The organism is Chloroflexus islandicus, from assembly GCF_001650695.1.
GTDB lineage: Bacteria > Chloroflexota > Chloroflexia > Chloroflexales > Chloroflexaceae > Chloroflexus > Chloroflexus islandicus.
The window spans coordinates 45421-70839 of record NZ_LWQS01000044.1; the positions used below are offsets into that span (position 1 = coordinate 45421).

At 61.5% G+C, this 25419-nt stretch carries 19 protein-coding genes and 4 tRNA genes; 14 read left to right on the forward strand and 9 right to left on the reverse strand.

What is annotated here, in order from left to right; genetic code table 11:
• Positions 1-103: 103 nt before the first annotated feature.
• The 7 genes from A6A03_RS07510 (at position 104) to A6A03_RS07540 (ending at position 8325) form a co-directional block, all read left to right on the forward strand.
• On the forward strand, positions 104-1357 hold the full coding sequence (locus A6A03_RS07510; protein ID WP_066785778.1) for a glucose-1-phosphate adenylyltransferase: 1254 nt from the start codon (positions 104-106) through the stop codon (positions 1355-1357).
• Between the two features lie 41 nt (positions 1358-1398).
• On the forward strand, positions 1399-2640 hold the full coding sequence (locus A6A03_RS07515) for a glucose-1-phosphate adenylyltransferase family protein (RefSeq protein WP_066785781.1): 1242 nt from the start codon (positions 1399-1401) through the stop codon (positions 2638-2640).
• Between the two features lie 531 nt (positions 2641-3171).
• A complete protein-coding gene (locus A6A03_RS07520; RefSeq protein ID WP_066785784.1) occupies positions 3172-4359 on the forward strand; it encodes a class I SAM-dependent rRNA methyltransferase in 1188 nt (395 codons plus the stop codon).
• Between the two features lie 41 nt (positions 4360-4400).
• The gene (locus tag A6A03_RS07525; protein WP_066785787.1) at positions 4401-5609 is read left to right on the forward strand and encodes a glycosyltransferase family 4 protein; all 1209 of its coding nucleotides are present in this window, start codon (positions 4401-4403) and stop codon (positions 5607-5609) included.
• 42 nt (positions 5610-5651) lie between these two features.
• On the forward strand, positions 5652-6746 hold the full coding sequence (gene aroC, locus A6A03_RS07530) for a chorismate synthase (protein WP_066785789.1): 1095 nt from the start codon (positions 5652-5654) through the stop codon (positions 6744-6746).
• Positions 6739-7341 (forward strand): hypothetical protein, encoded by a 603-nt coding sequence (locus tag A6A03_RS07535; protein WP_066785792.1) that lies wholly within the window; start codon positions 6739-6741, stop codon positions 7339-7341. The genes aroC and A6A03_RS07535 overlap by 8 nt, the downstream gene beginning before the upstream one ends.
• A gap of 15 nt (positions 7342-7356) precedes the next feature.
• Positions 7357-8325, forward strand: coding sequence for a prephenate dehydrogenase (locus A6A03_RS07540; protein ID WP_066785795.1), 969 nt, complete (start codon positions 7357-7359; stop codon positions 8323-8325).
• Positions 8326-8523: 198 nt separating this feature from the next.
• On the opposite strand, the gene A6A03_RS07545 is transcribed toward A6A03_RS07540, so the two are convergent.
• The gene (locus A6A03_RS07545; RefSeq protein ID WP_066785799.1) at positions 8524-8787 is read right to left on the reverse strand and encodes a hypothetical protein; all 264 of its coding nucleotides are present in this window, start codon (positions 8785-8787) and stop codon (positions 8524-8526) included.
• The gene (locus A6A03_RS07550) at positions 8784-10406 is read right to left on the reverse strand and encodes a hypothetical protein (protein ID WP_066785802.1); all 1623 of its coding nucleotides are present in this window, start codon (positions 10404-10406) and stop codon (positions 8784-8786) included. The genes A6A03_RS07545 and A6A03_RS07550 overlap by 4 nt, the downstream gene beginning before the upstream one ends.
• Positions 10407-10703: 297 nt before the next feature.
• Here A6A03_RS07550 and A6A03_RS07555 point away from each other — a divergent pair.
• The 3 genes from A6A03_RS07555 to A6A03_RS07565 all read left to right on the forward strand — a co-directional run bounded on the left by A6A03_RS07555 (position 10704) and on the right by A6A03_RS07565 (position 10968).
• Positions 10704-10793 (forward strand) — tRNA-Leu (locus A6A03_RS07555).
• 8 nt (positions 10794-10801) lie between these two features.
• Positions 10802-10876 (forward strand) — tRNA-Val (locus tag A6A03_RS07560).
• A gap of 16 nt (positions 10877-10892) precedes the next feature.
• A tRNA-Phe gene (locus A6A03_RS07565) sits at positions 10893-10968 on the forward strand.
• Positions 10969-11653: 685 nt separating this feature from the next.
• On the opposite strand, the gene A6A03_RS07570 is transcribed toward A6A03_RS07565, so the two are convergent.
• Positions 11654-12349 (reverse strand): CPBP family intramembrane glutamic endopeptidase, encoded by a 696-nt coding sequence (locus A6A03_RS07570; RefSeq protein ID WP_066785804.1) that lies wholly within the window; start codon positions 12347-12349, stop codon positions 11654-11656.
• A gap of 159 nt (positions 12350-12508) precedes the next feature.
• Between A6A03_RS07570 and A6A03_RS07575 the strand changes: the two genes are divergently transcribed.
• From A6A03_RS07575 to fahA, 3 genes are all read left to right on the forward strand, one after another.
• Positions 12509-12584: transfer RNA gene (locus A6A03_RS07575), tRNA-Arg, on the forward strand.
• 68 nt (positions 12585-12652) lie between these two features.
• A complete protein-coding gene (locus A6A03_RS07580; RefSeq protein ID WP_066785807.1) occupies positions 12653-13819 on the forward strand; it encodes a homogentisate 1,2-dioxygenase in 1167 nt (388 codons plus the stop codon).
• A 99-nt stretch (positions 13820-13918) separates the two neighbouring features.
• On the forward strand, positions 13919-15175 hold the full coding sequence (fahA, locus tag A6A03_RS07585; RefSeq protein WP_156525295.1) for a fumarylacetoacetase: 1257 nt from the start codon (positions 13919-13921) through the stop codon (positions 15173-15175).
• Positions 15176-16307: 1132 nt separating this feature from the next.
• On the opposite strand, the gene A6A03_RS07590 is transcribed toward fahA, so the two are convergent.
• The 6 genes from A6A03_RS07590 to A6A03_RS07615 form a co-directional block, all read right to left on the reverse strand.
• Complete coding sequence (locus tag A6A03_RS07590) at positions 16308-17090, reverse strand: APH(3') family aminoglycoside O-phosphotransferase (RefSeq protein WP_066785815.1); 783 nt, start codon at positions 17088-17090, stop codon at positions 16308-16310.
• Positions 17091-17181: 91 nt separating this feature from the next.
• Complete coding sequence (locus A6A03_RS07595; protein ID WP_066785818.1) at positions 17182-18870, reverse strand: FAD-binding protein; 1689 nt, start codon at positions 18868-18870, stop codon at positions 17182-17184.
• A gap of 127 nt (positions 18871-18997) precedes the next feature.
• Positions 18998-19366, reverse strand: a complete 369-nt coding sequence (locus tag A6A03_RS07600; RefSeq protein ID WP_066785821.1) for a DUF2255 family protein — start codon at positions 19364-19366, stop codon at positions 18998-19000.
• 70 nt (positions 19367-19436) lie between these two features.
• Entirely contained in the window at positions 19437-21518 is a 2082-nt protein-coding gene (locus A6A03_RS07605; RefSeq protein ID WP_066785823.1) for a heavy metal translocating P-type ATPase, read from the reverse strand.
• Entirely contained in the window at positions 21511-21861 is a 351-nt protein-coding gene (locus tag A6A03_RS07610) for an ArsR/SmtB family transcription factor (RefSeq protein WP_066785825.1), read from the reverse strand. Before A6A03_RS07610 ends, A6A03_RS07605 begins: the two co-directional genes overlap by 8 nt.
• A gap of 1375 nt (positions 21862-23236) precedes the next feature.
• Entirely contained in the window at positions 23237-24373 is a 1137-nt protein-coding gene (locus tag A6A03_RS07615) for a M20 family metallopeptidase (RefSeq protein WP_066785827.1), read from the reverse strand.
• Positions 24374-24503: 130 nt separating this feature from the next.
• Between A6A03_RS07615 and A6A03_RS07620 the strand changes: the two genes are divergently transcribed.
• Positions 24504-25004 carry a ferritin gene (locus A6A03_RS07620; RefSeq protein WP_245668887.1) on the forward strand — a complete coding sequence of 167 codons (501 nt, stop codon included), beginning with the start codon at positions 24504-24506 and terminating at the stop codon, positions 25002-25004.
• The last annotated feature ends 415 nt before the right edge of the window (positions 25005-25419 follow it).

Here is a 25419-nt window from a genome sequence, read left to right on the forward strand (position 1 = left end):
CAATTCACAACCTATCATCGGCAATCAGTGCGCGTTGCGCGATTGCCCGCTTGGGTTTACAATCGATAGCGCAGCCGGATCTTAGCAATGTTACGGGAGGCGTATGCGCATTGTAGCGATGATTATGGCAGGCGGCGAAGGCACGCGCCTCAGTGTGCTCTCAGAAAAGCGCGCGAAACCATCAGTGCCCTTCGCCGGTAAGTTTCGCATTATCGATTTTACCCTCTCGAATTGCGTCAATTCCGGCATTTTTGATGTTGCAGTATTGACGCAATACCGGCCCCATTCGCTCAATGAACATATCGGGATTGGCAAGCCGTGGGATCTTGACCGGGCGCGGGGCGGCGTACGGTTGCTGCAACCCTACCAAGGCCGGCGCGATGAGTCGTGGTATCGGGGCACGGCTGATGCGATCTACCAAAATCTGAATTACATCCAAGAACGCCGCGCCGATCTGGTGCTGATCCTTTCCGGTGATCATATCTACAAGATGAACTACAACGACATCATCGACACCCATCTGCGCAAGCGCGCTGATTTGACGGTGGCGGTGATGGAGGTGCCGATCGAAGAAACCGATCGGTTCGGGATTATGACGACCGATGAACACGATCGGGTGATCGAGTTCACCGAGAAGCCGAAGGCGCGCGATAAGGGCAATCTGGCTTCGATGGGGATCTACGTCTTCAATGCCGATATCTTGATCCGGCGGCTGTCGGAAGGCGGCCCGGAGAAGCCGCGGATCGATTTCGGCAAAGATGTTATTCCGGCGATGGTTGCCGAGGATCGCGTCTTTGCCCACCGGTTCACGGGCTATTGGGTTGATGTCGGCACCATCCAATCGTATTGGGAAACGAGCATGCAACTGCTCGACCCCTCGCTCGAATTCGATCTGTTCGACCCGAATTGGCTTATCCGCACGCGCAGCGAAGAGCGCCCGCCGGCCAAGATTGGGCCGCAGGCGCGGGTGACGCAGTCGATCATCTGCAACGGCTGCACCATTCGCGGTACGGTGGTGCATTCGGTGCTGTCGCCGGGAGTGTATGTCTCGCCGGGGGCGATTGTGCGCGATAGCGTGGTGATGAACGATACGTGGATCGGCCCCGGCGCGGTGCTTGATCGGGTGATCGTTGATAAGAAGGTGGTGGTCGGCGCCGGCGCCCGCCTCGGTTTTGGCGATGATCTGACCGTGCCGAACCGCAAGCAGCCCGATAAGATTAACACGGGGATTACGGTGGTCGGCAAAGCGGCCCACATTCCGGCCGGCATTACGATCGGGCGCAATGTGGTGATCAATGCTGACCGTGACGCCGAGGATTTTCCGGCCGGTGATGTGCCTTCCGGCGAGACGATTTGATGTGCGGGCAGCGCACGCTATGCCCATACAGGGGAGTTGGTATGTTGCGTACGTTGGTGATGATATTGGCTGGCGGTGACTCACCGGCGTTGAGTGTGCTGACCGCGGAACGCACTGAGGCGGCGGTGCCGTTTGGCGGGAAGTACCGGATTATCGATTTCGCGCTCTCGAATTGTGTCAATTCGGGATTGTACAATGTGGCGGTGCTCACCCAGTATCGCCCACGCTCGCTGCACGCGCACCTCGGCGTTGGCCGTCCGTGGGATCTCGACCGCGCGCAGGGTGGCTTGCGCCTGCTCCATCCCTCGCCAACGCCCGACGGGGGTGGCTGGCAGCGCGGCACGGCTGATGCGGTGCGCTACAATCTCGATGTGGTTGAGGATCAGCCGGTTGATGCCGTGCTGTTGTTGGCCGGCGATCACATTTATAAAATGGATTATCGCCCGCTGCTCGAATGGCATGAAGAACGCGCGGCCGATCTGACCATGGCGGTGCGCAGCGTGAGCCCGCACGACGCTCATCGCTATGGGATCGTCTCGGTCGGCAGCGATGGCCGGGTTGATCGGTTTGTCGAAAAGCCGCGCCGGGCCGACTCGAATCTGGCCTCGATGGGGATTTACGTCTTTCGCAAGCAATATTTGATCGACTTGCTTCGCTCGACCGATGCGGTCGATTTTGGCCGCCATCTGCTGCCCAAGATCGTCACGAGTGCTCGCGCCTTTGCCTACAATTTCCAAGGCTACTGGGCCGATGTCGGCACGGTGCAGGCCTATTACGAGGCCAATCTGGCCCTGTTGGCCGAAACGCCGGCGCTCGATCTGTACGATCCGGAGTGGGTTATCCATACCGTCAGTTCTGACCGGCCGGGAGCTGAGATTGGCGAACAGGCGCGGGTTGAGAATAGCTTGCTGAGCGATGGCTGCCGGGTATATGGCACCGTGATCGGGTCGGTGTTGTCGCCGGGGGTGGTGGTGGCGCCGGGGGCCGTGGTGCGCGATTCGGTGGTGCTCGGCGATGCGGTGATCGAGGCGGGTGCTGTCCTCGACCGTTGTATCGTCGATGAAGGGGTGCGGATCGACGCGGGGGCGCGGGTTGGCGATGGTGATGATAATACGCCCAACGCCGAAGCTCCAGAGCGGCTCAATACCGGGCTGACGATTGTTGGCCTGAAAGCGCATATTCCTGCCGGTGTGCGGATTGGGCGGAATGTGGCGATCCGGCCACGCACGCAGCCGGCTGCCTTCCCTGCCGATGGCTGCGTGCCGAGCGGGGCGACGATTTAGCTCTGAAAAAGCGGCGTATTGTCATTGCGAGGGGGCGTAGCCCCCGAAGCAATCCCCCGCTTTAGCGAGAGCGAACGCACAGCGGGGCGCTCCCGTGCTCGGGGGAGATTGCTTCGCTGCGCTCGCAATGACAACCGGAGAACCCCTGTCATTGCGAGGGCGCGGAGCGCCCGAAGCAATCCCCCGCTTGAGCGGGAAGCATGGCTGAGCGGGGCGCTCCCGCTGTCGAGGGAGATTGCTTCGCTTCGCTCGCAATGACAAGCGGGGAGCCACTGTCATTGCGAGGGCGCGGAGCGCCCGAAGCAATCTCCCGCTTGAGCGGGAAGCATGGCTGAGGGGGTCGCTCCCGCTGTCGAGGGAGATTGCTTCGCCGCTCGGGTCAGCGCATCGCGCTGCCCCGAGCGGCTCGCAATGACAAGCGGTGAGGGGGAGATTGCTTCGCTTCGCTCGCAATGATAGAAGGGGAATGAACCGAACGTCGCCCTTCCCACCTTGTATAAAAGTGACTTGGTATCTTTACACTGGTTCTTTATGCCATCACTTGCCGACATCACGATTGATCCCGCTATTCGCACCCGGCTGCAACAAGGCCATCCGTGGGTCTACCGCAACCATCTGATCGGAGCGGAACGGTTGCGTTCCGGGCAGTGGGTGCGCGCCCGCTGCGGCGGGTTGACCGTCTATGGTCTGTACGACGAACAAAGCCCGATCGGGTTGCGGATCTTTAGCCGGAATGGCCCACCCGATCAGGCGTGGTTCCGCGAACGGGTTTGGGAGGCATGGGAGTTGCGCGCGCCGCTCCGCGATAGCGGGCAGACGACCGCTTACCGTTGGATCTACGGCGAGGGCGATGGCCTGCCCGGGATCGTGGTTGATCGCTACGGCGATTACGCCGTTATCCAGACCTACGCCGAAAGTGTGCAGACCTTGGCGCCAGCCATTGCTGCGGCCCTGCGCGCTGTCGATCCCGACCTGCGCGGCGTGGTGCAGCGTCCCCGCCTTCACGACGACAATGAGAGCGAAGCGCAGCCGGTGTTGTTGTGGGGCGAAGCGCCGCCGCGCGATTTGGTGGTGCAAGAGCATGGTCTCTTCTTTCAGGTTGATATGCTCTATGGCCAAAAGACCGGCCTCTTTCTCGATCAACGCGAGAACCGGCGCACCGTCGAGGGGTTGGTGGCCGGCGCGAGCGTGCTCAACTGTTTTGCCTACACTGGCGGATTTTCACTCTATGCACTGCGAGGCGATGCGGCTGAGGTGGTGAGTTGCGATGTGGGACGTGGGTTAGCCGAAGCGACCACTGCCAATATCGCGCTCAACCGGCTGCCGGCGGAACGCCACCGATTCGAGACGGAAGATTGTTTTGCGTTGCTCGATCGGTACGCTAAAGACGGGCGCACCTTCGACGTGGTGATTCTCGATCCGCCGAGTTTTGCCCGCGCGCGGACGAGCCAGCACGCGGCGTTGCGGGCCTACGTGCGCCTCAATGCGCTCGGTATGCGCTGCGTCACCCCCGGCGGCTTGCTAGTGAGCGCTAGTTGCACGGCCCAGATCGGCCCCGAACAGTTTCGCGCCTTGCTCGGCGACGCGGCAGCGCAAGCGCACCGCCGCCTGCAAATGATTCACGAGGCCGGCCAGCCGTTGGATCATCCGGTGCCGGCTGGTTTTCCCGAAGGGCGCTATTTGAAATTCATTGTTGCGCGCGTACAGGCGTTGGTGTAAGGCGCTGCCGGTTACGCCTCGGCTATGCTATAATTTCGACCATGCACATACTTCAGATTTCGTGGGAATACCCTCCTCATATTGTGGGCGGTTTGGGCCGGCATGTTGCCGATCTTGCGCCGGCGCTCATCGACCACGAAGTAACCGTCACCGTCATGACCCCGCAATTACGTGGCGGTGAGACGTTCGAGCGCCAGCACAACCTCACGATCTGCCGGGTTGCGATCCCGCCGTTCGATACCGATGATTTCCCTAGCTTTGTCCGTCACGCCGGCCGTCACCTTGAACACGCCGCGCATGCACTCTTTCCCGGCGGTAGACCCGATCTCATTCACGTCCACGATTGGTTAACGGCTGAAGTAGGGATTGCGCTCAAACACCATTGGCGGGTGCCGTTAATTGCGACTATTCACGCAACCGAGCGGGGGCGGGGCCGCGGTGATCTCAACGGCCATCAATCACAGCAGATTAACGATCTCGAGTGGCGGCTCACCTATGAAGCGTGGCGGGTGATTGTCTGTTCGCACTTTATGGCCCGCCAAATCCGTGAGTACTTTGCCACCCCGCCTGATAAGATCGATGTTATCTCGAATGGCGTCCACATTCCGCCGCAACCCTTCGCCACGCCGGCTGACTGGGTGGCGTTTCGGCGTCGCTTTGCCGCCGACAATGAGGCGCTGGTGATCTTTGTCGGGCGGTTAGTGTATGAAAAGGGCGTCCATATTCTGCTCGAAGCGTGGCCGCGGGTGGTAGCGGAACTGCCGGCCCGGCTGGTGATCGCCGGCGCTGGCAGTGCCTCCGATGACCTTAGGCTGCGCGCCGCCGAATTGGGGGTCTCGGTCGAGTTTCTCGGCTTTATTAGCGATGAAGATCGCAATCGTTTGTACGCCGTCGGTGATGTCGCCGTCTTTCCCTCGCTCTACGAGCCGTTTGGGATTGTGGCGCTCGAGGCGTTCGCCGCCGGCTGCCCGGTGATCGTTTCAGATGCCGGCGGCTTGGCCGAGGTGGTGCAACACGAGCTGAATGGGTTGGTGGTGCCGGCTGGCGATGCGGTGGCGCTTGCTAATGCGCTGTTAGCCAGCTTGCATGCCCCCGCCGAGTCGCGCCTGCGCGCTGCGCGGGGGGCGGCGCTGGCCCGCGCATATTACACGTGGAACCGGATTGCCGGCGAGGTCAAAGCGGTGTACGATCGGGTGTGGACGGAGTGGAAGGCTGGCGCGTGGGGCAAAGAGATCATGCGCCGGGCGTAAGGCAACGCAAAGGCGTTGCAGTGTATGTGGCGGAGTCGACAGATGCCCGGAAATAGTTTTGGTCATGTGTTTCGGTTAACGACATGGGGCGAGTCGCACGGCCCGGCGGTTGGTTGCACCGTTGACGGTTGCCCGGCCGGTTTGCCGCTCGATGTGGCTGATATTCAACGCGAACTCGATCGCCGCCGGGTTGGCCAGAGCCGGGTCAGCTCGCAGCGGCGCGAAGCCGATGAAGTGCAGATTCTGTCTGGCGTGTTCGAGGGCCGCACGACCGGTACGCCGATTACGATGGTGGTCTACAACACCGACGCGAAGTCGCACCATTACGAGAATATCAAAGACAGCTACCGGCCCGGTCACGCCGATTATACGTGGGACGTGAAATACGGTTTTCGCGATTGGCGCGGCGGCGGCCGTTCGTCGGCGCGCGAGACGATTGGGCGGGTGGCCGGCGGCGCGATTGCCCGGAAATTGCTGGCGACCGTAGGGGTGAAGATTGTCGGCTACACCCTGCAACTGGCCGATCTGCGCGCCGAGGTCTTCGATGAAGAGGAGATCGAGCGCAATATCATGCGCTGCCCTGATGCGCGGGTAGCGGCGTTGATGGTTGAGCGGGTCGATCAGGCTCGGCGCGAGCTCGACTCGCTGGGTGGGATCGTTGAAGTGCGGGCGCGCGGGGTGCCTCCCGGTCTCGGCGAGCCGGTCTTCGACAAGTTGCAAGCTGATATTGGCAAGGCGATGTTCTCAATCCCCGCGATCAAAGGCGTCGAAATCGGCGAAGGATTTGGCGTAGCAATGCTGCGCGGCTCGCAGAATAACGATCCGTTTATTCGCCGTGACGATGGCACGATCGGCACGGCTTCCAACCATCACGGCGGCATCCTCGGCGGCATCTCCACCGGTGAAGAGATTGTGGTGCGGCTGGCCGCCAAACCGCCGGCCAGCATTGCCCGCCCGCAACAGACGGTGGATCGCGACGGCAATCCGGTGACGATCGAAGTGCATGGCCGCCATGACCCGACCGTGTTGCCGCGGTTGGTGCCGGTGGCCGAAGCCATGCTGGCGCTGGTGCTGGCCGATCATCTGCTGCGCCAGCGCCTTGCCCGTGTGGCATGGCCGGAGCAGAGCAATGGCTGAACACGAGCCGGTTGAGTCGCCAACGCGCTGGTTGCCGGCGCTCGGTCTGCTGGCAGGGTTGAGTTGGGCGCTCGTGATAGGGATGGTCATCGGCGTCGATCTGGCGCGCGGGCCAAACTTGTTGTCGCCAATCCACTTGGTCTTCCACGCGCTGGCGCTCATTACCGGCATCCTGACCTTCTGGCCACTGGAAAAGTGGCTGGGTCTGGCTGGCCTCACGGTGGAAGGGACGCTCGGGGTCTGGTTATTGTTCACCGCCATCGCGATCATACCGGCCCCAACCGGCACCCTGCTCGACCCGCCGGATACGCCGGTCTATGCGTTGATGTTGTTTGCCGTCTTTCTCAGCGTGGCCGCGCTCGTGCGTCCGGTGATCGCGGTGCTGAGCCGGCGCTGGCTGGCGCTCAAGGCATGGGCGCGCGACAACCGGCGCGTGCGGCGCGAGTCGTATGAGGCTGGCATCTTGGTCGCGGCAGCGCTGGCCTTAGCCGCGCTCCGCACGCTCGATCCGATCAAGCTGATTGCATTGGCGGTGATAGTTGTGTTGGTTGAGATTATCTTGTTGTCGTTGATCGGCGTCGAACCGGCGGGTTAGGAGAAGAGGAAACCCATGATCCGGATTGCTATCATTGGTCTCGGCTTAATCGGCGCGTCGCTCGGCATGGCGCTGCGCAACGCCGACCCCAAAGAGTCGCCGCTCGGCGCGGTCGAGGTGATCGGGTTCGACCGCGAGCCGCGCGTGATCCGCGAGGCGCGGGGAAGGTTGGCGATCGACCGCGAAGCGCGCACGCTGGCCGAAGCGGTGCGGGAGGCGCAGATGGTGGTGGTGGCGACGCCGGTGCGTGCGATGCAAGAGGTATTTCGTGAATTGGCCACCCTCTTGCCCGCCGGGGTCGTGGTGACGGATGTCGCTAGTACCAAAGCGCAGGTTTGCCGGTGGGCCGCCGAACTCCTCCCGCGCACAGTAAGCTTTGTCGGCGGGCACCCCATGGCCGGGCGCGAGAAGTCAGGGCCGGCTGCCGCCGATCCCGATCTCTTTCGCGAGGCGATCTACTGCCTGACGGCGACCGGCGATACCGCGCCGCAGGCGATAGAAGCGGTTGAGGCGCTGGTGCGCGCGGTCGGTGCGAAACCGTACTACATTGACCCCGAAGAGCACGATGCGTATGTGGCCGGCATCTCGCACCTGCCGCTGCTGCTCTCGGTCGGCTTGGTGACGGCCACCGGCAACAGTCCGGCGTGGAAAGAGATGGCGCCGCTGGCTGCAACCGGATTCCGCGATGTCTCGCGCCTCGCCTCCGGCGATCCGCAGATGCAGCGTGACATCTTGCTCACCAACCCGCACGGCCTCACCCGCTGGATCGACGAGCTGATCCGCTTCCTCGTCACCGCGCGCGAACAGATCAATGCCGGCGATGCCGCGGCCATCGAGCAGATGCTGCACCAAGCCAAAGCCACCCGCGACGCATGGCTGGAGAGCAAACCGCACCTGCGCCCCGGCGAAGCCGATTTTACTGCCATGCCCACGGTCGAACGGCCCAGCCTGCTTGGCTTCCGCTTGCCGAAGCGGGAGAAGTGAGCGAGTTGGGATAGTTGCACGGTATTGCTGGTTGAGCAACGTTGCAAGACGGTAGCTACCTTCATCCGCCCTTGGCTATGTGCAGTCGCAGGCGGATGAAGGTGTGCTGATCCGTGTTAGCGAGATACGTTGGTTGATCGCGACACGTTACTCTTGTATTTCTTGAACTCTCCTCAGGTATCGCCAGCTAGATAGTGCTCATCGTGTCACCAACGGGATGTAGAGCATACTATCCGGTGAACCCCAAAACCCGCCGGACAACGTATAGCCGCCGCCACTGGCCACACCTGCGTCAGCTTGGCCGATAGTGCTGCCGAGAGTATAGCCGCCGCCGGCGCTGAAGGTAGCGCCGCCGCCATCCATCGTATACCACCCAATGCTGTACCCGCTCTGCGCGGCAACGACTCCGATCACCAAACTGATCAGAAGGGCCAACATCCCAAGTTGTATCCATCGCTTCATCGTTGATCCTCCGCCGGATACAGCGGCAATGGTGAATCGGGGGTTTGGTTACTGCTCAGAGAGAGAGGCAAGCCATACGCTTCTGGCGCAAGATACAAACCGCGTTCAGGCACTGGTTTGACCGCTTCCGCCGTCACCGGATGCGCGCGCAGATAGGGATCGTTGCGAGTGGCAGTGACTTCCCATGACACCTGTGCGCCGGCGACACCGCCAGCGATGCGGAACAGATTGCCGGTGATGGGCTGCGCTACGTGCAAATTGGGCATTGCTGCGCCGACCGGGGTGAGTTGGTAAAGAAACGGCTCAGCATTGATCGCGGCAAAGTAGTCGGGGAGCGTGACGATGGCGGCGCCGGCAGAGTCGAGGGTGACGATGCCATTATACACATTCTGAATGATCGGTCCTTCTTGGGCGAAGTGGTAGAGATACTTGTTGGCCGGATCGAGCGGATGATCGATGACAAATGTCTTCACGCCAGTAGCCTGCAAATTACCGATCACCCGCACGCCCTGCCCGCCCTCAAAATAGCCGGCATAGCCGTTGGGACTGGTAACCTCACCGCGAACGCCATAGGTTGCACCGCTGGTCGCGGTTGCTGTTCCCAAGACACCGGTGCCGCTTGAACTTGCCGTTGTACCGCGTACGCCATAGGTTGGACCGCTGGTCGCGGTTGCTGTTCCCAAGACACCGGTGCCGCCACCATAAGGATTCTCACCCCACACCCCAATTGAGAAACCAATCGTATTGGACAGTACCTTCCCATAGACGCCCACCCCGCGCACTGATGTGCCGTAGACACCAACTCCGCCAGAGGTGTGTTCGCCCCATACGCCGAAGCCAGCCGCACTGCTATTGCGATTAATGCCCCGCACACCGGTTGATAGGGCAGTGGCCGGTGTAGCTTCACCGAGCACACCGGCGGCATCTGTGCTAGCCGATCGCGTTACGCCATACACGCCAATTGCTGGGCCGCTCGTCGCCCAAGCCTCGCCGGTGACGCCGCTGCCGTTGCTGCTTGCGGTAAGGCCAAAGACCCCTACAGCGTCACCGCTGCTGGCGCTCGCAAATCCGGCGACGCCGCGACCGTTTGGACTGTCGCTGCGCCCATACATGCCATACGAAAGGCCGCTCGTAATGGTATTGTACGCGAATAGGCTGCTGTCGCCGCTGACGTCGCCTACGACCTGCGCCCCCGGTCGCAAGCTAAGCGCATAGGGCGCTGCGGTTAAGGGTTGTCGTGGGGTCAGGCTTGTGTACGAACCGCTGCCGGCAGGACAGCGTACAGCGACGTCGAGCCAGCGCGCTTGTCCGATAAAGGCATTGCTGCCGAAATCCAACGCCGGGATAGTAAACAACCCGCCGGTGACGGTTACGGCACTGACCGGCGTCGTTCCCAATGCGGTTCCCCCACTCGCGCTATCCCACAGCGTAAATTGAAAGTCACACACGCCTTGGACTGGTGCGCCATCTTTGCTCAGGCGACCTTGATAGGTAAATGCCGTGCCGGCATTTGCTGCCAGTATCGCCCCGCCGGAAACACCCGGTTGCGCTTGCGCGATAGTGACCGCCAACGCAGCTACCAGACCGATAATGATAATATTCGACCACTGCCGTTGCATACGCTCCTCACCTCAATTGAAATCCGAATGCTATGAAACCAACGCTTGACCGTCTCAACGGATGCGAGCCATGCTTTACCATTGCTTGTGTGGAACGTAAGCGAAACGGCAGGCTCGGCTCGATCATCCTTAGCCGGATAGCTGAGGGAGAGCTAGCGTATGCCATTGCGATTGATTCGTGACAAGCGCAGAGAAAGCACCTGTCATGATACTGACGCAACCCCGGCAGTGCAAGGATGTCGCTCGTCCTCATTTGACAAGTGGGCCATCATTTCGTATAATAACGGGGCGTTGAGCGCCCAGGTGGCGGAATTGGCAGACGCGCTAGGTTGAGGGCCTAGTGAGCTAACCACGCTCGTAAGGGTTCAAGTCCCTTCCTGGGCACCATACGTCGGGGGCGATTAGCTCAGCGGTAGAGCACCTCGCTTACACCGAGGGTGTCGGCGGTTCGAACCCGTCATCGCCCACCATTGTCAACGGTGGCGGGCCAAGATAGCTCAGTTGGTAGAGCATCGCACTGAAAATGCGAGGGTCGCCGGTTCAAGTCCGGCTCTTGGCACCACAATACGTAACACCCGCTCTGCATCGCAGAGCGGGTGTTGTGGTTTTGTAAGTCAACGTCACTATATGGCGTGCGGCAGTGCAACTGCCGCGGTATGGCGACGCACGGGCATCAGGAACGGTAGCGCCCCTACTATGGAGTGCGGCAGTGCAACTGCGTGTTGCGGCAGTTTAACTGCCGCATTCCATACAAGATGGCAGCACCTCTATATGGAGTGCGGTAGTACAACTGCCGCGCCTCGTCGGTAGTGGTTGGGCAGGGGCATTGGGTACGGCAGCGCCTCTATATGGAGTGCGGCAGTGCAACTGCCGCGCCTCGTCGGTAGTGGTTGGGCAGGGGCATTGGGTACGGCAGCGCCCCTATGATGGCGTGCGGCAGTGCAACTGCGTGTTGCGGCAGTTTAACTGCCGCATTCCATGCAAGATAGCAGCGCCCCTATGATGGCGTGCGGCAGTGCAACTGCCGCGGTATGGCGACGCACGAGCATCAGGAACGGCAGCGCCTCTATTATGGAGTGCGGCAGTATCACTGCCGCACTCGGTGCCTCTGCTGTTATCTTGCATTCGCAACTAGATATTGTGCCGTTTTCCACACCTCTCCACAAAATGTGGATAGGGATCGTTATCGGCAGGTTAAACAGCGGTGAAGGGAGTGCGAATACGGTTTGATCCCTCCTCCCTATCCATCATCCACGCGCCAGCGCCGGAATGATGAAGATATCGGCCACCATCGCCACAATGCTCAGGCCGTGCAACCACACTGCGGCCCAAACGTTGCGCGTGCGCAGCACCAGATAGCCGCCGATCACGCCAATCGGCAGCGCCATGCCCACCATCAGCCAGCGCTCGAACATCGGCACCGGCGCGACGAAGAGATGGTTGAGCGCGTAGAGCAAGGTGGTGATGGCAACTGTCAGATGCGAGTTGAAGCCGGCGTCGCGCAGGCCGAGCAGCAACACGCCGCGCCAGAGCAGTTCTTCGGCCAGCACCAGCACCGGGAAGAGGTAGAGCAACCCCATCCCGACCAGTATCGTCTCCATCGCCTCCATCGGTGCCCCGCCGCTGCGGTAGTAGAAGAAGGTGTTGACCCAGTCGAGCAGCATTAACGCCGCGCCGATCCCGCCACCCCAGATCGTGGCGGCACGCAGGTTGGCGCGCGTGACCCCAATCGAGGCCCAGCCGCCGGCGGCTCTTCCGAGCCAGATCGCGACCCCTAGCCCGCCTAACACATAGAGGAACAAGGCTGGCCATTCGGTGAACCCGCTCAGCCCGCCGATCAAGCCCAAGACCCAGACTGCTGCTACTAGCCCGAACCCCCAGCGCAGGCGTGGATCTCGCAGCAACGCTCCTGATGATGATGGCGTCAATGCCGGTGCGCGCATACCATACCTCCTTGCAGGCGTTTCTCAGTCGTTTCGCTGACCTCTCGCCATTGTACGCTGTTGGCATCAGGTTGCGGCAAAACATCGCGCAACCAAGGTTGCAGTCTGCTTACCACGTTGCGCAAGCGGGCCAGCTATGCTACACTAATGGCGCCGAATGGCCCGGTAGCTCAATGGATAGAGCAACGGTCTTCGGAACCGTTGGTTGGGGGTTCGAGTCCCTCCCGGGTCGCCAGCTCGCCCGGCGCCGCTGCGTCGGGCGAATCTTTATCAGAACGACACCGCGGCACAAGGAGGTGTGCGATGCCGTTTTACCAGCGTCTCGGCCACGTTCCCCACAAGCGCCATACCCAGTTCCGTAAGCCTGATGGCAAGCTCTACCGCGAAGAGGTGATGGGCCTTGAAGGCTTTCACGGCATTCAGTCCATCCTCTACCACCACTTCTTGCCGCCACGGGTGCTACGCGCCGAACTGGTCGGTTCCGCCAAGCCGGAATACGTCGAATTCGGCCCGATCCGCCACCGTGCGTTTGCCACCGCGAACGTGCCTGCCGGCGGCGATCCGGTGAGTGCCCGGATTACCTTGCTCGGTAATAATGATGTGACGATCGGCGTGAGCCGGCCCACCGAGAGCATGACCGGCTTTTACCGCAACGGCCAAGCCTACGAGGTGTGGTTTGTACATGAAGGCAGCGGCGATCTGCTCTCGCAGTTTGGCCGTTTGCCGTTTAGCGCCGGTGATTACGTCGTTATCCCGTTTGGTGTGACATGGCAGATGCGGCTCGCTGGCCCGGCCCGCTTTTTGGTGATTGAAGCGACCAGCCAGATCGCGCCCCCTAAACGCTACCGCAACCAGTTTGGCCAGTTGCTCGAGCACGCGCCCTATTGCGAGCGGGATATTCGCGGCCCCAGCGAACTGCTCACGTTCACCGATACTGGCGAGTTTGAGGTGTTGGTCAAGGTGCGCGACCAGCTTACCCGCCATATCCTCGACCATCACCCCTTTGATGTCGTCGGCTGGGATGGCTACCTCTATCCGTGGGCCTTTTCCATTCACGACTTCGAGCCGATTACTGGCCGCATCCACCAGCCGCCGCCGGTGCATCAAACCTTCGAGGGCCATAACTTTGTGATCTGTTCATTCGTGCCGCGTCTGTTCGATTACCATCCCGAAGCGATTCCGGCGCCGTACAACCACTCGAATGTCAATTCCGACGAGGTAATTTATTACTGTGACGGTAACTTCATGTCGCGTCGCGGAATCGAACGCTGCGACATCACGCTCCACCCCGCCGGTTTGCCGCACGGCCCGCAGCCGGGCAGCACCGAGGCCAGCATCGGCGTGAAAGAGACTCGCGAGCTGGCGGTGATGATTGATACATTCTACCCGCTGCACCTGACGACTGCCGCCCTTGAACTGGAGAAGACGGGGTATATGGATTCGTGGAGTGTGGGCGGGCCGGAGGGGTAGCCGATGGGGTGATCCTACCTCCTTACTGCCGGCATTGGGAGTAGGGAGGTAGGGAAGAGGGATTAGAGAGTTGATGAAGCCGCTTGCATAACAAACCCTATGCCACTGCAAAGCTTTCTGCCAATCGCACCTGAGAGTGATTTTCCGCTCGAGAATCTGCCCTACGGCGTCTTCCGTCCGCGTCGTGGCGGGCCAGCCCGCGTTGGGGTTGCGATCGGCGAGTATGTGCTCGATCTGGCAGCGCTCGACGAGGCCGGTCTGTTGGCGAACACCCCGGTTGGCGGGCAAGGTCTCTTTGCCCGCGATGCGCTCAATGCCTTTATGGCCGCTGGGCCGGCGGCATGGCAAGCGGTGCGCAACACGCTGCAACGGCTGCTCGCCGCCGATGAGCCAACGTTGCGCGATCACCAGCCGCTGCGTGACGCCGCGCTGATCCGGCAAGACGCGGTTGAGCTGCTGCTGCCGGTGCAGATCGGCGATTTCACCGATTTCTACTCATCGCTATACCATGCCACCAACACCGGCAAGATGCTGCGGCCCGACAGCCCTCCGCTCTTCCCCAACTGGCGGCACATGCCGGTCGCCTACCATGGCCGTGCCAGTACCGTGGTGGTCAGCGGCACTCCCATTCCCCGCCCGCACGGCCAGATCAAGCCGTCGAGCAGTCCCGCACCGTTCTTTTCGCCGTCGCGGGCGCTCGATTTCGAGGTCGAATTGGCGATGGTGATTGGCGTGGGCAGCGAGTTTGGGGCGCCGGTGCCGGTTGCCCAAGCCGAAGAGCGGATCTTTGGTTTGGTGATTCTCAACGACTGGAGCGCGCGTGATATTCAGGGGTGGGAGTACCAGCCGCTCGGCCCGTTTTTGTCGAAGAATTTCGCTACCACCATTAGCCCGTGGGTGGTGCCGCTCGCCGCGCTCGAACCGTTCCGCTGCGCCGGCGAGCCGCAAGATCCGCCGCCGTTGCCCTATCTGCACGCTCCCGGCCTTGGCCATTTCGACATCACGCTGGAGGTTTGGCTCAACGATACCCGCATCTGCCAGACCAATGCCCGCCACCTGTACTGGAGCTTTGCCCAGCAGCTTGCCCACCATACGGTAAATGGCTGCCGGCTGCGGCCCGGCGATCTGATGGGGTCGGGCACGATCAGCGGCCCCACCAAGGAGTCGCGAGGGTGTCTGTTTGAATTGACGTGGCGCGGCACCGAGCCGCTGCAACTGCCTGACGGCTCGACGCGGCGCTGGCTGGAGGACGGTGATACGGTGACGATGCGGGCGTGGGCGCAGGGCGAGGGCTACCGGATTGGGTTCGGCGCGGCGACAGGGACAATTGTGCCCGGTGTGGCGGTGAGCGGCTAGCCAAGCAGCGCAAAGCGAGCAAAGGTGATCAACGCAAAGGCGCGAAGGGGGCAAAGGCGCAGAGGATGATCAACCCAAAGGCGCGAAGGACGCAGAGGATGTGAACGCAAAGGTGCGAAGGACGCAGAGGGCGCGAAGTGGTTTGGAATAGTTGGCAATCGCTGCCTTAATACGGTTCCCCTCCCCCAGCGGGGGAGGGGCAGGGGGTGGGGGCTGATCACCTCCAGCGGGGGAGGGGCAAGAATATGAGCATAGCCGCAAAAAGACGCAAAAAGCACAAAACCTCTTTGTGCTATTTGTGTTTTTTCGTGGCTATTCCCTACCCGCCCGCGGCTCCCCCTCTCCCGCCGTGAGGTGGGAGAGGGGGCGGGGGGTGAGGGCCAGCAGCCCGCGTAGCGGGCTTCGTAACCCTAGCCCGGCCCTTTAGGGCCGGGGCGCAGCATCGCCACCACCAGCCGCAAAAAGCACAAACATGTTGTGCTATTTGTGTCTTTTCGTGGCTATTCCCTACCCTCCCTCACCCCCAGCCCCTCTCCCACTGGCGCGGGAGAGGGGCGCTGCTGTCTTCCGCTTGAGCAATGGCTAGGTCAGCCATCGCGCGGCTCCCCCCCGCTCGCTTCGCCACAGCCTTCTCCTTCCGGGAGATGATTCCGGCTCCCCTCCCCCAGCGGGGGAGGGGCAGGAGGTGAGGGCCAACAGCCCGCGCAGCGGGCTTCGTAACCCTAGCCCGGCCCTTTAGGGCCGGGGCGCAGCATCGCCACCACCAGCCGCAAAAAGCACAAACATGTTGTGCTATTTGTGTCTTTTCGTGGCTATTCCCTACCCTCCCTCACCCCCAGCCCCTCTCCCACTGGCGCGGGAGAGGGGCGCTGCTGTCTTCCGCTTGAGCAATGGCTAGGTCAGCCATCGCGCGGCTCCCCCCCGCTCGCTTCGCCACAGCCTTCTCCTTCCGGGAGATGATTCCGGCTCCCCTCCCCCAGCGGGGGAGGGGCAGGAGGTGAGGGCCAACAGCCCGCGCAGCGGGCTTCGTAACCCTAGCCCGGCCCTTTAGGGCCGGGGCGCAGCATCGCCACCACTAGCCGCAAAAAGCACAAAAATTTTTGTGCTATTTGTGTCTTTTCGTGGCTATTCCTCAAAACAACTCATCCAACAGCCGGTAATACGCAATCTTGTTCAGATCAACCTGCTTGATCCCGTATGAGGCAAAAAAGAGCGGTTCATATTCCTCACCCAGATTGTAGCGAATGCTGCGCGACGCAAGCGCCAGATCGTGGTAGCGGTCGGCAATCCCGGCCCGGCCCCAATCGACAAACCCGCTCAGCGCGCCAGCTTGCACGATCACGTTGGGCAAGCAATAGTCGCCGTGGGTAAAGACCAGATCATCTTCCGGCGGCTGGTCGCGCTCGACCGCTGCCAGCACCTCTCGCGCTGTCATCACCCCGCGCCGCTCGTCGTCAAAATCATCTTCATCAACTAGATCATGCTCGACGTTGTAGCTTGCATGCGCCAAGCGGCGAACGAGCCGGGCATCGAAGGGGCAGTTTGTCACGTCAATGGCGTGGATCATGCGCAACCCTTGCGCCAGTATCCGCACAATCACTTCGGGCGCTAATTCATATTGGGCGGCAACGCAATTCACGCCGGCCACTTCCGTAAGCACTAGATACTCGTGCCGCTCATCGCACTCGTAATGCACGACCGCCGGCGCCGGCAGTTTGCCTTGCAACCACCGCAACACCTGCACTTCCGGCAGCAGCGAAGCGTGCGGCGTCACCGGCTGCAACTTGAGGTAGAGGGTGCGTTCGGCTTGAACCAGTTGGTAGACGCTGGCCGGCGAGCAGCCGATCGTCACTTCGCTGACGATGCTGCCGGCAAGCAGGGTTTGGATGGCTGGCGGTAGGTGGAGGTAGGTCATATTCCGCGATCTGCCTAATACAAAATCCGGCCTGATCGTAACATGGCGTATCAGGCCGGATAGCAAGCTGGTGACGGACTGTTCTTCTATTTTACGGCAGTTTCCCAATCGGGCGAATCTTGCCGCCAGCAATATGCTTTGCTGCGACGTAACCAAATGTCATCGCTGGGCCGATGGTGCTGCCGGGGCCGGGATAGGTGTTTCCCATCACCGAGGCCGAACTGTTGCCGATGGCGTACAAACCCGGAATCGGTGCGCCATCGGCGCGCAAGACGCGGGCGCACTCGTCGATGACCAACCCGCCTTTTGTGCCAAGATCACCCGGTACCATCGGCACTGCATAAAACGGTGGTTGCTCGATCGGCGCAAGGCACGGGTTGGGTTTCACCGTCGGATCGCCATAGTAGCGGTCGTAGGCGCTATCGCCGCGATGAAAATCTTCATCGACGCCGCGGCGAGCAAAGGCATTGAAACGTTCGATCGTCTCAACCAGATTGTCCGGATCGATCCCGCATTGCTGGGCTAATCCGGCAATGGTATCGGCCTTGCGGAAATAACCGCGCTCAAAATAGACTGGCGGGATCGGTTGGCCGGGGAAGAGTGTGCCAAAGATGTACTTGCTCCGGTAGCGCTGATCCATAATGAAAAAGGCCGGAATATGCGGAACTGCGGCAGAGTGCTTTTCGTACATCGCATGTACCACATCGACATACGAGGCCGATTCGTTCGTAAATCGTTTGCCAGCCGCATTGACCATAATCCCGCCGGGGTACGAGCGCTCGCCGACGTGGAACATCACCGGTTGGTTGGGTGGTACGCTCGACGGCCCCCACCAAGCGTCGTCCATCAGATCGAGCTTGGCCCCAATCTTCATGCCGGCCTGAATCGCATCGCCGGTATTGCCCGGACTGCCCGAACTCCATTCGTGATTGACCGGCGGTTGTTGGAATGCCTCGCGCATGGCTTGATTGTGCTCGAAGCCGCCAGCGCCGAGAATGACGCCTTTGCGCGCCGCAATCCGCACCGTCCGGCCCTCGTGTTCAGCTACTACTCCTACGACCGCGCCGTCTTCCAATACCAGATCCTTAAGTGGCGTGTTGAGCCAGATCGGGACGTTTTCCTCTTTCAGCGAGAGGCGGAGGCGGGCAATCAGGGCTTGGCCTAGCGTTAAGTAGCGTACCCCAGCGATGATGTTAAATACGGTGCGCACACCCACTTTCAGCGCCACCCACTTGCCGGCCCACGTCGAGGTGATCATACCGAGCTTGTTGTACTCGCTGGCGGTAAAGGCCAACCCTGCCGGCACTTTGATGCTCATCGGGCGGAGTTGGGCCAAGTCAGGCCCCAATTTCTTGCCATTGAACGGCGATGCCTCCAACGCGCGGCCATCGACCATCCCGCCGGGCCGTTCGGGGTAGTAGTCGGCATAACCTACCGAACGGTGAAAGCGGACGTGCGAGTTGCTGACGAGGTATTTCACCATTTCGGGGGCATGCACCAGATACGACTCTTGCAGCGCCGGTGGCGTGCGATCGCCAACGGTATGTTTGAGATAGGTGCGCGCCTTCTCGAACGAGTCCTCCAAACCGTCGCGTTGCAGCAGATAGTTGTTGGGAATCCACAACCCGCCGCCAGAGATGGCCGTCGAGCCGCCATAGTACTCCGTCTTCTCGATCATGATCACATCAAGACCGGCCTGCTTCGCCACCAGCGCCGCCGTCATTGCCCCGCCGCCTGTACCGACGACAACCACATCGGTGGTGTGATCCCAGTGGGCCATCGCTTCCTCCTTGAAGCTAGGAATGGTTTTTTGAGCGAGGAACTATTTGTTCGTTGAATGGCTGAATAGTCAGATATGTATCATGGCGCGAGACATTTGTCAAGAATGGCCGGCATGCGTCGCTTTTCTAGCGGGGCAGCAGTTTGAGCGTCGTTGTGCGCACTTCAGGCGCTACCATCGCCCCCGCATAGGGCGAGTGACCGTATTTCGCGCCATACGCCGCGTCAATCTGGTCATTAATGACCGGATCGGTCTCGGCGACAAAGGCGACATCTCTAGCTTCATCGCCGGCCCAGATCCGGCCCTGCCCGCTGGCCTGCGCAGCGCGGAACCATGCTCCGGCGTGGCCACGGTACGAGCGCACATAGAGGTTGTCGTTGACCCGCACCACCCAAACTGGAACCGGTTTGGTAAGCTGGCCGCTCGCATGCACCGCTACCTCGATCTCGTCCGTATCGCCAATCAGCGCAAGGTCGTCGGTCTTCCAGCCCTCCATGCCATCGCTCCCTTCTATCCGCGGGCAGGTTTGCGAGCGGCTAGGTGATTCCGCACGGCATCCCCAACCATCACCGCTGCCGCAACAGCCGCGCCGAATTGGCGAGAATACCGAGATCGGGCAACGATTGCGCTGCGGCAGCAAGAGTGGGTGGCAGCAACCCAACCGCGGCGAGCGTAAGCCCAACCAGATTGTAGACGGCGGTAAATCCGATATTGAGCTTGACCACTCCCATCGTGCGCCGGGCAATGCGCAAAACCTGCGGCACCAGCATCCAATCGTCGCGCATCAGCGCGATATGGGCGGCTTCGATCGCGATGTCGGTTCCGGCAGCACCCATCGCGATGCCGATATCAGCCTGCGCCAGCGCCGGCGCGTCGTTCACCCCGTCGCCGACCATCACCACGGTATGGCCGCGCGCCTGATAATCCTTCACCACCGCGATTTTATCTTCCGGCAGCAATTGCGCCCGGTACTGCACCCCAAGCTGGCCAGCCAAGGTGGCAGCCGTGCGTTCGTTGTCGCCGGTGAGCAATTCGATGTGGTTGATGCCCAGCGCGCGTAGTTCGGCAATGGCCGCCGGCGTTTCGGGGCGGAGCGTATCGGCGGCGGCAAGGAGCGCAATCGGTTCGTCGTTGCGTGCCACGACCAAGAGGGTTTTGCCTTCGGCTTCGAGGTGGGCGGCCAGCGGCAACGATGCCGCCGCCGGGATCAACCGGCGATTGCCGACGGTAATCGTAGCGCCTTGTACCGTGGCCCGCACCCCCATACCGGGGATGGCCGTAAAGTGCTCTGGCTCGGCGAGGGTGAGGTTCTGCGCTTGCGCCAACTCTCGCACTGCCGCGGCCAGCGGATGCTCCGAATACCGTTCAGCCGTGGCGGCAAGCTGCACTGCTTCTGGCGCGGGCACCCCGTTGAGTGCGATCACATCAGTGATGCGGGGCCGGCCCAGCGTCAGCGTGCCGGTTTTATCGATCAGCACCACATCAGCTTTCGCCAACGCTTCCAGATATTTGCCGCCTTTGATCAACAGGCCGCGCTTAGCGCTCGCGCCGATCGCGGCCAGCATCGCGACTGGGGTAGCCAATGCGAACGAGCACGAACAGGCGACCACCAGCACAGCGGCGGTTGCCAGCGGGTTGCGGCTGATCACAAAGGTCAAGGCGGCAATCCCGGCCACCACCGGCAGATAGTAGGCGCTAAACCGGTCGGCCAGCCGTTGCACCTCGCCCCGATGCGCCTCGGCCTCTTCCACCAGCTTGATCACGCGGCCAAACGTGGTATCGGCCCCCACCCGCAAGGCCTTGATCCGCAGACTGCCCAGCTTGGCAATCGTCGCCGCAAACACATGCGAACCGGCGCTCACTTCCACCGGCATCGACTCGCCGGTGATCGCAGCTTGATCAATGGTGGCATAGCCGGCAATCACCTCGCCATCGACCGGAATCTGCTCACCGGGCCGCACGATCACGGTATCGCCGGGTTGCACCTCTGCCACCGGCACTTCCACTTCTTCGCCGGCCCGCTCGACCCGCGCCGTTTGCGGTGCCAGTGCGGTCAGTTCCTTCACCGCCCGGCGGGCATTCTCAGCGGTAAATCGCTCGACATAATCACCGACGCGCATGAAAATGACCACAATCGCCGCCGCCACCCATTCACCCACGATCAACGCAGCCATCACACCGAGCGTCATCAGGGTATGCGAGGTGATCTGGCGGCGGAGGGTCGCTCGCGCCACGTTACGGAAGACCGGCCAGCCACCCGCCACCACTAGCACGATGCCAATAGGCAAAGGGATCAATTCGTTGAGGTGATCAAACAAACCGAGCCACTCACCAGCGACCACAATCCCCAGCACAATCGCAAACACCACCGCCAGCAGGATCGTCATCCGGCGCGAGAATTGGTTGATCGAGGCATTGGCCGGCGTTGCCGTGTCAGGGACGGTATAACCCGCGCTTTCAACCGCCTGCCGGATGGCAGATAGATCGACCCGGCCCGGATCGAGCCGGATCACAGCCTTCTCGGCAGCTAACAAGACATCAACCGACTCGACGCCGTGTAATTTGGCGATAGCCTGTTGCACATGCTGGGCGCATTCAGCGCAATCCATGCCTTTAACCGGCACCTCAAGCACATGGGAGTCACTCATCGCTCGTATCCTCGGCTTGGTAGCGCGTACATTCGTACACCCCTTTGGCGACATCGGCCAGCAATTCGTCGGCCAACCTCAGCAACTGCTCCACCCGCCGGTCGCTCAATTCGTAGTAAACGAAACGACCTTGGGGTGAAGCCGTCACCAACCCGCAATCGCGCAAGCAACTCAGATGGTTCGAGACATTGGGTTGCGAGAGTCCGGTGGCTTGCACAATATCGCTCACGCTGCGCGCGCCGTTCCGCAGCGCGATCAAGATGGCAAGGCGCGAAGGATCGGCAAACCCGCGAAAGAGCTTGGCTTGGAGCGCCAGCGTCGTTGGATTGGCGACCGTGAGCATGGGATGCTTCCTCATAAACATATCATTATTTGATAATATGATAGGCGGCGTAGCGATAGTTGTCAAGCGTCGTAGCTAGGGGAATAGCCACAAAGAGACGCAAAAGGCACAAAAAAGGTTTGTGTTTCTGTGTCTTTTCGTGGCAATCCCCTCTTCCCCATCTCCCCTCCCCCAACGGGGGAGGGGGTTGGGTGTGGGGGCACAATGCTCCCCCAGCGGGGGAGGGGCTGGGGGTGGGGGCATCAGCCCGCGCAGCGGGCTTCGTAACCCTAGCCCGGCCCTTCAGGGCCGGGTCGCAGCATAGCCACCAAGAGACGCAAAAGGCACAAAAAAGGTTTGGGTGTTTTGTGTCTTTTCGTGGCTATTCCCTCCCTGCCGTGCGGCGGGGATCGGGCGCACAGCCCGCGCAGCGGGCTTCGTAACGCTAGCCCGGCCCTCTGGAGCGGAACGGATGCCTGCTAGGATGTCATTGCGAGGGAGCGGCGGCGCTAGCGCGCCGCCCGACCGAAGCAATCTCCTGCTTCAGCGAAACCAGCCCGCTCAGGTATCGCTCCCGTGCTCGTGGGAGATTGCTTCGCCGCGCGGTGGGCAGAGCGCGGCTCTGCCCCTACCGCGCGGCTCGCAATGACAGGCGGGGACACGCTTCCCGCATCCTTCCCTGCCCCTGCTCCCTCCGTAAGGTGGGAGCAGGGGAGCTCCGGGTAAGCGGGACAGGCCCTGCGCAAGCGGAACGCAGCAGCGCCCCGCTCCCGCGCCAGTGGGAGCGGGGCAGGGGGTGAGGGCAATTAGTTCATGGCGCGGGCTTCGTAACGCTAGCCCGGCCCTTCAGGGCCGGGCCGCAGCATAGCCACAAAGAGACGCAAAAGGCACAAAAAAGGTTTGTGTTGTTTGTGTCATTTCGTGGTTATTCCCTCTCCCCCATTTCCCCTCCTAGCAGGCGGATCTAGGGATCGGGCGCACAGCCCGCGCAGCGGGCTTCGTAACTCTAGCCCGGCCCTTCAGGGCCGGGCCGAAGCATAGCCACAAAGAGACGCAAAAGGCACAAAAACGTTTTGGTGTTGTTTGTGTCATTTCGTGGCTATTCCCTCTCCCCCATTTCCCCTCCTAGCAGGTGGATCTGGGGATCGGACGCACAGCCCGCGCAGCGGGCTTCGTAACGCTAGCCCGGCCCTTCAGGGCCGGGCCGCAGCATCACCCAAAAAAGTTTTTGTGTTATTTGTGTCTTTTTGTGGCTATTCCCCGTCCCTGCCGTGCGGCGGGGATCGGGCGCACAGCCCGCGCAGCGGGCTTCGTAACTCTAGCCCGGCCCTTCAGGGCCGGGCCGAAGCATTGCCCAAAAAAGTTTTGCGTTTTTTGCGTCTTTTCGTGGCTATTCCTACACCTCACTCAACAACGCGCACAGCAGCGCAGTGCGGTCGATCAACCCCTGCCGGCTAATCTGCTCGTGATCGGCGTGCGCACCGGCGCCGGGGCATCCCAACCCGTCGAGGGTGGGAATGCCGAGCGCAGCCGTGAAATTGCCGTCGCTGCCGCCGCCGGTGCTGCCTTCGCGGATGTCTAACCCCAACGCTGCCCCCAGCTCTTGGGCGCGGGCAAAGAGCGCGGCACTAGCCGGAGTGCGTTCCATCGGCGGACGGCGCACACTACCGCTGACCGCCACGTGCGTTCCCGGCGTCACCGGCTGTAGCGCCGCCATACCCGCCTCGATCCGCGCCGCTTCGGCCTGCGTCCACACCCGCACATCAACCTCCATCCACGCTTCGGCGGGCACCACGTTGGGCCGGGTGCCGCCGCCAATCACCCCAACATTGACCGTCGTGCCGATCGCAGGGTTGGCTAGCGCATTCACCGCCAAAATCTGGTGCGCTAGTTCGGTGATCGCACTGGCCCCCTTCTCCGGTTCGACTCCGGCGTGGGCCGCCTTGCCGGTAATTGTCACCCGAAACGCGCCGCCGCCCTTGCGCGCCGTCTTCAGCGCGCCATCTGGTTCGGTTGGCGGCTCGATCACCAGTACGTGCGCCGCCTGCGCCGCCGTCGCCTCGATCAGCGCCCGCGAAGTCGGGCTGCCGATCTCTTCATCAGAGGTCAACAGCACAATGACCGGACGGCGCAGCCGCGGCGCTGGCTGACCAAACCCGCCGAGAGCGGCGTACACCATCGCAATGCTAGCCTTCATATCATACGCCCCCGGCCCGAAGGCGCGGTCGGCGGTAACGGTAAATGGCCGCTGCGCCACGGTGCCTGCCGGCCATACCGTATCGTAATGGCAGAGCACCAGCGCCGGCGGTAACGCTGGCTCGGCGACATCAGTCACCGTGATACGCAAATGGTCACCGCCGGCATGGTTGGCAATGCGCTCCACTTGACCAATGCCGGTAAAGAGCGCGGCCAATTCATTAGCGCAGGCATCAAGCAGGGCTTTATCCGTGCTCGGCGATTCGAGGTGGACGAGGCGGGCGATCAGATCGAGCAACTTGGCTTCGTGGACGGCAATCGTTGCGCGGTCGAGCATAGCAGTCTCTCCAGACAGATCAAACAGTTGTGCGCGGTAGTATAGCGCATATCTGGTTAGTTTGGTTTGGAAACGCTTGCGAAATAAGGTATCATACGAGTGTTTCCCGTCAATGGCGTGAAGGAGGGCAATGATGCTGAGCGAAACCATCCAACAGGCCTTAAACCGGCAAATCACCTACGAATATGCTGCATCGTACACCTATTTGGCAATGGCCGCCTACTTCGAGTCACTCTCGCTAACCGGCTTTGCCCACTGGTTCCGCATCCAGAGCGAAGAAGAGCGCGAGCACGCGCTCCGCTTTTTCGATTACGTGAACGATCGGGGCGGGCGGGTGATGCTAGGGGCGATTGACGAACCGCAGAACGAGTTTGCCTCGCCGCTTGACGCCTTCGAGCGGGCATTGGCCCACGAGCAGCGGGTGACTGCTGCGATCCACGCTATCTACTCGTTAGCGGCTCAAGAGAACGATTATGCTACGATGAGCATGTTGAAGTGGTTTATCGACGAACAAGTCGAAGAGGAAAAGAGCGCCGAGGAGATTATCCAGCATCTCAAGCTAATCGGCAACGATGGGGTTGGCTTGTTGATGCTCGATCGCAAGCTCGCTGAGCGTGAAGGTGAAGAATAGCCATTCGTCGCTAAACGCATGGAGTGCGGCAGTTTGACTGCCGCACTCCATGGATCGCGGCAACCGCATGCCCTCGCAATGACAAATGGGAAGTGACGCTTCCCAAGCACCCTTTGCGTCCTCTGCGTGCTTCGCGCCTTGGCGTTACACCCTCTGCGTCTTTGCCCCCTTAGCGGCTTTGCGTTGACACCCTCACCCCCAACCCCCTCTCCCACCGTCAGGTGGGAGAGGGGGAGCCACGTGGTGGACAGGAACGGCATCGTCGAACGAGTGACAGCAGCGCCCCTCTCCCGCACCAGCGGGAGAGGGGCTGGGGGTGAGGGCCAACAGCCCGCGCGGCGGGCTTCGTAACCCAAGCCCGGCCCTTCAGGGCCGGGCCAAAGGATAGCGTATCCTCTGCGTCTTTGCCCCCTTA